The 7,714-nt window shown below is 74.2% G+C and carries 8 protein-coding genes; 3 read left to right on the top strand and 5 right to left on the bottom strand.

Annotated features, from left to right (window positions below; translation table 11 throughout):
* Nucleotides 1-694, bottom strand: a 694-nt coding sequence (locus tag V7793_RS29315; RefSeq protein ID WP_443058015.1) for an RNA polymerase sigma factor, incomplete at its 3' end; no start/stop codon positions are given.
* 243 nt (nt 695-937) lie between these two features.
* Here V7793_RS29315 and radA point away from each other — a divergent pair.
* Together radA and disA are read left to right on the top strand one after the other, a co-directional pair.
* Entirely contained in the window at nt 938-2,395 is a 1,458-nt protein-coding gene (radA, locus tag V7793_RS29310; RefSeq protein ID WP_336012020.1) for a DNA repair protein RadA, read from the top strand.
* Between the two features lie 118 nt (nt 2,396-2,513).
* Nucleotides 2,514-3,638 (top strand): DNA integrity scanning diadenylate cyclase DisA, encoded by a 1,125-nt coding sequence (gene disA / locus V7793_RS29305; RefSeq protein WP_190025532.1) that lies wholly within the window; start codon nt 2,514-2,516, stop codon nt 3,636-3,638.
* 241 nt (nt 3,639-3,879) lie between these two features.
* Here the strand turns inward: disA and V7793_RS29300 are convergent, their stop codons facing one another.
* A complete protein-coding gene (locus V7793_RS29300) occupies nt 3,880-4,713 on the bottom strand; it encodes a hypothetical protein (protein WP_336012016.1) in 834 nt (277 codons plus the stop codon).
* Nucleotides 4,714-4,897: 184 nt separating this feature from the next.
* Between V7793_RS29300 and V7793_RS29295 the strand changes: the two genes are divergently transcribed.
* The gene (locus V7793_RS29295; protein ID WP_336012014.1) at nt 4,898-5,488 is read left to right on the top strand and encodes a phosphatase PAP2 family protein; all 591 of its coding nucleotides are present in this window, start codon (nt 4,898-4,900) and stop codon (nt 5,486-5,488) included.
* Nucleotides 5,489-5,603: 115 nt separating this feature from the next.
* Here the strand turns inward: V7793_RS29295 and V7793_RS29290 are convergent, their stop codons facing one another.
* The 3 genes from V7793_RS29290 to V7793_RS29280 form a co-directional block, all read right to left on the bottom strand.
* Nucleotides 5,604-6,140 (bottom strand): pyridoxamine 5'-phosphate oxidase, encoded by a 537-nt coding sequence (locus V7793_RS29290; RefSeq protein WP_336012012.1) that lies wholly within the window; start codon nt 6,138-6,140, stop codon nt 5,604-5,606.
* Nucleotides 6,141-6,188: 48 nt separating this feature from the next.
* A complete protein-coding gene (locus V7793_RS29285) occupies nt 6,189-6,821 on the bottom strand; it encodes a response regulator (protein ID WP_443058016.1) in 633 nt (210 codons plus the stop codon).
* A gap of 35 nt (nt 6,822-6,856) precedes the next feature.
* Nucleotides 6,857-7,714 (bottom strand): ATP-binding protein (locus tag V7793_RS29280; protein WP_336012008.1); only part of this gene is annotated, 858 nt, incomplete at its 5' end.

Here is a 7,714-nt window from a genome sequence, read left to right as displayed (position 1 = left end):
CGCAGGCCGCGGAGGACATCAGGGCGCGCGCGGCGTCGGTCTCCAGGCCGAGGACGGCGGCAACCTCGGGGGCGGTCAGGCCGTGCCGGACGGCCAGTTCGAGCGCTTCGCGCTGCTCGGCGGTGGTCCCGGCGGCCTCGGGCCAGGCGAGCAGCGCGAGCTCGGCCCGGCGGTAGGAATCCGGCGGGGCGGGTGACTCGCAGCCGGGGGTGTCCGGGGCGTCCGGGTTCTCCGGGGCGACGAGCCGGCGCAGGCAGGCCCAGCGGGCGAGCGCGTAGAGCCAGGAGCGGCGCAGTTCCTCGTCGGCGGGGGCGCGCTCGGACCGCTTCTCGGCGAGGGCGAGGGCTTCGCCGAGGGCGGCGGTCGCGGCGTCGTGCTCGCACAGCACCGACAGGCAGTAGGTGAAGAGCCCGTCGAGGTGGGCGTCGTACCGGTGGGGCGGCTGCTGGGCGAGGGTGTCGTGCGGGCCGGACGGCACGGCGGGGATGCGGGCCGTCCCGGCCGCCTCGGCGGCGGGCGTCGCGGTCCCGTGGGCGGGCTGCTCCTCGTACGCCGGCTGCTCCTCGTACGGCTCCTCGTACGCCGGCTGTGCGTGCTGATTGTCCCGAGGCGGGCGGGCCTCGCGCGGCGCACCGCGGTGTGCGCGGTGCGCGCCGGTGGCATGCGGTCGGTGCTCTGGCCTCCTGGTCATCATCCCGGCGACGGTAGGCCGGTGACGGGCCGTTGCTGCCACTGCCGACGCAGGTTTAACCCATTCGGGTGACGTTCTCCCGCAAAATAGGGACACGGCTGCGCTGTCCCCCTTGTGTTTGCGGGGGAAGCCCCGCCGGACCGCAGAAACAGGCGGCTCCGCGGTTCTGGTAATGAACGGAGCCCTGCGCGCCCCGCGCCGGGCGGGGGCCCCGGAATGTCAGTGGCCCCCGCTACGGTGGCTCGCATGGCTGCCCGCACTTCTCGCTCGTCCGCCAAGGACCGGCCCTCCTACCGCTGCACCGAGTGCGGCTGGACCACCGTCAAGTGGCTCGGCCGCTGCCCCGAGTGCCAGGCGTGGGGCACGGTCGAGGAGTACGGCGCGCCCGCCGTGCGGACGACGGCGCCCGGCCGCGTCTCCTCGGCCGCCCTGCCCATCGGCCAGGTCGACGGCCGGCAGGCCACGGCGCGCAGCACGGGTGTGGACGAGCTGGACCGCGTCCTGGGCGGCGGGCTCGTGCCCGGTGCGGTGGTGCTGATCGCGGGCGAGCCGGGCGTCGGCAAGTCCACGCTCCTGCTGGACGTGGCGGCGAAGGCCGCGTCCGAGGAGCACCGCACGCTCTATGTGACGGGCGAGGAGTCCGCGAGCCAGGTGCGCATGCGCGCGGACCGCATCGGCGCGATCGACGACCACCTCTATCTGGCGGCCGAGACGGATCTGTCCGCCGTGCTGGGCCACCTCGACTCCGTCAAGCCGTCCCTGCTGATCCTGGACTCGGTGCAGACGGTGGCCTCGCCGGAGATCGACGGCGCTCCGGGCGGCATGGCGCAGGTGCGCGAGGTAGCGGGTGCGCTGATCCGGGCCTCCAAGGAGCGGGGCATGGCCACGCTCCTGGTCGGTCACGTCACCAAGGACGGCGCGATCGCGGGCCCGCGCCTGCTGGAGCACCTGGTCGACGTGGTGCTGAGCTTCGAGGGCGACCGGCACGCGCGGCTGCGCCTGGTGCGCGGCGTGAAGAACCGCTACGGGGCGACGGACGAGGTCGGCTGCTTCGAGCTGCACGACGAGGGCATCACCGGTCTGGCCGATCCGAGCGGCCTGTTCCTCACCCGCCGTGACGAGCCCGTCCCGGGCACGTGTCTGACGGTCACGCTGGAGGGCCGCCGCCCGCTGGTGGCCGAGGTGCAGGCGCTGACGGTCGATTCGCAGATCCCCTCGCCCCGCCGCACCACCTCGGGCCTGGAGACCTCGCGGGTGTCGATGATGCTGGCGGTGCTGGAGCAGCGGGGCCGGATCAGCGCGCTGGGCAAGCGGGACATCTACAGCGCCACGGTGGGCGGCGTGAAGCTGTCCGAGCCGGCCGCGGACCTGGCCGTGGCGCTGGCCCTGGCGAGCGCCGCGAGCGACACCCCGCTGCCGAAGAACCTGGTGGCGATCGGCGAGGTGGGCCTGGCCGGAGAGGTCCGCCGGGTCACCGGAGTGCAGCGCCGGCTGGCGGAGGCGGCCCGGCTGGGCTTCACCCACGCGCTGGTCCCGGGCGACCCCGGGAAGGTGCCCGCGGGCATGCGCGTGGTGGAGGTGGCGGACATAGGCGAGGCGCTTCGAGTGCTGCCCAAGCGGGTACCCCGGGAGAACCGGCGCCGAGCCGGGTCGGACGACCGAGCCGGGGAGAGCCCTGTCCAAGCGGGTGGGGGCCCTCTTTAATAGGCTGGACGAAGGCTGGACGCCCGCATACGCCAGTAGACTTTGCCCTGGTCTCGCCCGTACGTACGGATAGCAGGGCGGCCTGCGGCACCGTTGACCTTGCGACCGGAGGAGTGCAGTGGCAGCCAACGACCGGGCATCGGGCCCCGGCAAGGCCGGGGGTTCCTCCGGTGCCGACGGTCTGATGCGCGCCTCGCTGAGCGCCGTCGCGCCCGGCACGGCCTTGCGCGACGGCCTGGAGCGCGTCCTCCGCGGCAATACGGGCGGTCTCATCGTCCTGGGCATGGACAAGACGGTGGAGTCCATGTGCACGGGCGGTTTCGTCCTGGACGTGGAGTTCAGCGCCACGCGCCTGCGCGAGCTCTGCAAGCTCGACGGCGCCCTGATCCTCGACAAGGACATCACCAAGATCGTGCGGGCGGGCGTGCAGCTCCTGCCGGACGCGTCGATCGCCACCGAGGAGACGGGCACGCGGCACCGCACGGCGCAGCGCGTGTCCATCCAGTGCGGCTTCCCCGTGGTCTCCGTCAGCCAGTCGATGCGTCTGATCGCGCTGTACGTGGACGGCGAGCGGCGGACGCTGGAGGAGTCCGGGGCGATCCTCTCCCGGGCCAACCAGGCCCTGGCCACCCTGGAGCGCTACAAGCTCCGGCTGGACGAGGTCGCGGGCACCCTCTCCGCCCTGGAGATCGAGGACCTGGTCACCGTCCGCGACGTGACCGCGGTCTGCCAGCGCCTGGAGCTGGTGCGCCGCATCGCCACGGAGATCGCGGAGTACGTGGTGGAGCTGGGCACCGACGGCCGCCTGCTCTCCCTGCAGCTGGACGAGCTGATCGCGGGCGTCGAGCCCGAGCGCGACCTGGTCGTGCGGGACTATGTCCCGGAGCCGACAGCCAAGCGCACCCGCACGGTCCCCGAGGCCCTGTCCGAGCTGGACGCCCTCACCCACCCCGAGCTGCTGGAGCTGCCCATCGTGGCGCGCGCCCTGGGCTACAGCGGCTCTCCGGAGACGCTGGACTCCGCGGTCTCGCCGCGCGGCTACCGCCTGCTGGCGAAGGTGCCGCGCCTGCCCGGCGCGATCATAGAGCGGCTGGTCGACCACTTCGGCGGGCTGCAGAAGCTGCTGGCCGCCAGCGTGGACGACCTGCAGACGGTCGACGGCGTCGGCGAGGCCCGCGCCCGCTCGGTCCGCGAGGGGCTGTCGCGGCTGGCGGAGTCCTCGATCCTCGAACGCTACGTCTGAGCCCCTGCGCCTGAGGCACCTGCGTCGGAGAGCCGTCCACGTCAGAGGTATCCACGTCGGAACCGTCCACGTCGGAGGCCCCTGCCTCGGAGGTCCCCGCATCCGGGGGCCGGGCGGTCGCCGCGACCGTTCAGCCGGCCTCGAACGCCCCGTCCAGGACGGATCGGCCGTACGGCTCCCGCCGCACCCGGGTCGAACGGCCGGGCGGCGCGGCCGCACGCCCGGTCGTCAACGCTTTTCGTCAGGCCTTCTCCAGGGTGAATTCCACCTTTTCGGTGACACCCGCGATCCTGACCTCGGCCCGGTACTTACCGGCGCCCGCGGCCCCCTCGCCGGAAGGCGTCGCACAGCGCGGGGCGCTGCGCTTGCGGTCCCATTCCACCGTGCGCTTCGTCTCGCCCGAACCGGGGAGCTCGACCAGCACCGCGCCCGTGGCCCGGGGGCAGTCGTCCGAGGCCCACACGTGGTCGTCGCCGTCGATATGCGCAATCTTCAGAATGGCGGCGGCGGAACCGAAGTTCACCTTGCAGGCACTTCCGCCGGAGTTCTTCACGACGATCTCGAACTTCGGCTTCTCGTCGGGCCCGTAGGAGTCCTTCACACTGCGGATCGCGAGCCGCACCGAGCCGGGCCCGCAGTCGGGCAGGGACGAGCCGGCCGGAACGGCCTTGCCGTCGCCGGTGCCGAGGGCGCCGCCGCCGCCCGTGCCCGTCGTCCCGCCACCGCCCGTGCCGGAGCCACCGGCCCCCGAGGTGCCACCGCCGGAGCGGCCGTCACCGGCACCACCGCCCGTGCCACCGCCCGTGCCACCGCTGCCCGACTCGCCGCGCCCGCCCGGGCGTTGGCTGAAGTGCGGGCCGGATGGCACCGGTCCGGGGGTGATGGTGGTGTTGTCGGCCGGGTTCTTCCCGTCCGAGCCCTTGCCCTGGTCATCACCTGAGCCGCCGTCACCCCCGAGGGTGACGAACCAGAGCCCGACGAGAACGAGAAGGCCGAGCAGGCCAAGCGCAACTGCCCTCCGCCGCCAATAGATGGAGGAGGGAAGCGGCCCGATCGGATTGCGCAGAGATCCCACGCGAAGACTCTACGAGACATCGGCGGGGGCACCGGCCCATACCCGCCGGGTGGGTGCCCGATTTTCTCATCATCGGCCCGCCGTCAGGCGGTTTTCGCGGTCCGCCGTCTGACGAAAGTCGGATGGACTGCCTGCCGATAGCCCGGTGTGGCGCCGAAGTGACGGACCGTAGGCTCCCGGAACCATGGACACCGTGGACAACGACCTCTATCGCGACGTCACCGAATTCGCCCGCTCCACACCGGAGTGGGTGCACAGCCTTGCGGAAATCGGCACGGAGGCCGGGCTGTTGCTGCTGATGGCCGTCGCCGTCGCCGTCTGGTGGCGCAACAGGAGGACGGGGGCGCGCGGCGTCGCGCTCGCGCTGCTCGTACCGGTCACGACCGCGGTCGCCTACGGGATCAGCGAGATCGTCAAGAGCCTGGTGGACGAGGAGCGGCCGTGCCGGGCGGTCCGGGGCGCGGTCGCCTCGCTCGCGCCCTGCCCGCCGCACGGCGACTGGTCGTTCCCCAGCAACCACGCGACGCTCGCGGCCGCGCTGGCCACGGGAATCGTCCTCGCGCGGCGGATCCTGGCGTGGGCCGTGCTGCCCATGGCGCTGCTCGTCGCCTTCTCGCGGGTCTTCCTCGGTGTGCACTACCCGCACGACGTGGCCGCGGGTCTCCTGCTCGGCGCCGCCGTGGCGCTCCTGGGCGGGCTGCTGCTCGCGCGGTGGGCCACCTCGCTCGTGGACCGGGCGGGGCGGGGGCGGCTGCGGGTGCTGGTGCGGGCGTAAGCCGGACGCGGGTCCGCGGCCGTGCCCGAGGGGCGGGTCCCGCAGGGGCGGGTCCCGCAGGGGCGGGTCCCGCAGGGGCGGGTCCCGCAGGGCTCACGCGGGCCTCACGGGGGCCTCACGCCGCCGGGCGCGTCCACTCCGTCTTGTGGCCGAAGCCTTGGCCGTTGTCGATCAGCCGCAGCCAGTCGGGGCGCAGCTCCCACAGGTCGGTGCGTTCCATCGCCTGCCGGAGCCGGTCGTTGTGGTCGACGTACGGGAAGCGCTCGGTGTACGCGCGCCACCCGGCCTCGCGCTCCGCGCCCTCCAGGCGGCGGCAGGTGCCGCGGCCTTGAATGCCCGTCAGGGCCGTCCACACCTGTCCGTCGCGCTGGGCGGTGAACGCGACCCGGCCACCACCCGGGTCGCCCGTGCCCGGGTCGCCCGTGCTCGCGGCGACGAGGGCGCGCCCGTGCCGGGTGGTGGCCGAGGTGACGAAGAGCAGCGCGGTGGTGTCGTCGCCGGGCGGTCCGGCCGGTTCGGCGGGCCCGGCGAGGGCGTAGAGCACCGCGCAGGCCTGCGGGCCGTCCTCGTCCGCGTAGGCCAGGGTGAGGGTCGAGTGCGCGTCGAGAGCCGCCCGGATCTCGCGCGGCGGCCGCTGCTCCGTATCGCTCATGGCCCCATTCCACCGCGTCCGGCCGGAGCCGACCAATCGGGGGGCCGGTCAGCCCACGACCGGACCGGTGACCAGCCCCGCCTCGTGGGCGACGATCGCGGCCTGCACCCGGTTGCCGGCCCCCAGCCGGTCGAGGACCGCGCTGACGTAGCCCTTGACGGTGCCCTCCACCAGGTGGAGGCGCCGGCCGATGCCCGCGTTCGAAAGCCCTTCGCCCAGCAGGGCGAGGACCTCGCGCTCGCGGGCCGTCAGCCCGGCGATCCGGGCGCGGGCGGCGGCAGCGCGCGTCAGGCGCTCGCCGCCGAGCTCGGCGATGACGTGCAGGGCGACCTTCGGGGAGAGGTAGGCTCCGCCGTCCGCGACGGCGCGGACACCGGCCATCAGCTCGTAGGGGTCGCCGGACTTGAGCAGGAAGCCGGTGGCCCCGCCGCCCAGGGCGCGGGAGACGTAGGCGTCCTCGGAGAAGGTGGTGAGGATCGCGACGGCCGTGCCGGGCACGCTCCGGCGGATCTCCTCGCAGGCGGCGAGGCCGTCCAGGCGCGGCATGCGGATGTCGAGGAGGGCCACGTCCGGCCGGTGGGCGCGGGCGGCTTCGACGGCTTCGTGGCCGTCCGCCGCCTCCGCGACCACCTCGATGCCGGGGTCGGCGGACAGGATCGCGCAGACTCCGGCGCGGATCATCGCCTCGTCGTCGGCGACGAGGACTTTGACGGTGCTCACCGCGGCCACTCCTTCTCTTCCTTCTCTTCCTTCTCTTCCTTCTCTTCCTTCTCTTCCTTCTCGTCCCGCTCTTCCTTCTCGTCCCGCTCTTCCTGTTCCGCGGCGCCGGAGGCGCCGGCGCGCGGGATGCGGCTCTTGGCGACGAGGTGCCCGTCGCGGAAGCAGAGCCGGAAATGGTCGACGCTGACGAAGAGTTCGCCGCTTGCCCGGTAGTAGCGGCACTCCGCGCCGGCGGGCGGGGCGCCCGGGGCCCGGTCGGCCGGCGGGTCGGCGACCTGCCGGTCCGGCAGGAACGGAGCGACCTCGCCGTAGGGCGCACCGACGTCCAAGGCGGCGTAATCGGCGGGCTTCAGGACCGAGTGGCCCTTGACGTACGCGTACCAGCCGAAGGCCGCGGCGACGAAGACGGTTCCGGCGGCGGCCGCGACGGCGAAGGGGACGGCGAACCGGCGCCGGGCGGTGCGGTGGGCCTGGGCGAGGCCCGCCGGCTGTCCGGCCCCTCCGGCGGGCGAGGGCCGGGGTGCGGGGCGGGGCCCGGGCTCGTGCGGCAGCCGTGCGCTCACCTCGAACCCGCCGTCGTCCCCGGAGGGCCCCGCCGTGAACGCGCCTCCCGCGAGTGCCACCCGCTCCCGCAGGCCCAGCAGGCCCGTACCGCCTCCGGGTGCCGGGGACGCAGACGCGGGGGCCGGGCCCGGGCCGGTCGCGACCGTCACCGAGGTCTCCCCCGCCCCGCTCGCCCCGCTCTCACCGCTCGCCCCGCTCGCCCCGCTCTCCACGGTCACCGAGACCTCCGCCCCCGGCGCGTGCTTGGCCGCGTTCGTCAGCGCCTCCTGGACGACGCGGTACGCGGCCCG

Source organism: Streptomyces sp. KLMMK (assembly GCF_036961605.1).
GTDB lineage: Bacteria > Actinomycetota > Actinomycetes > Streptomycetales > Streptomycetaceae > Streptomyces > Streptomyces telluris.
This window is presented reverse-complemented; position numbering and strand designations above follow the sequence as displayed.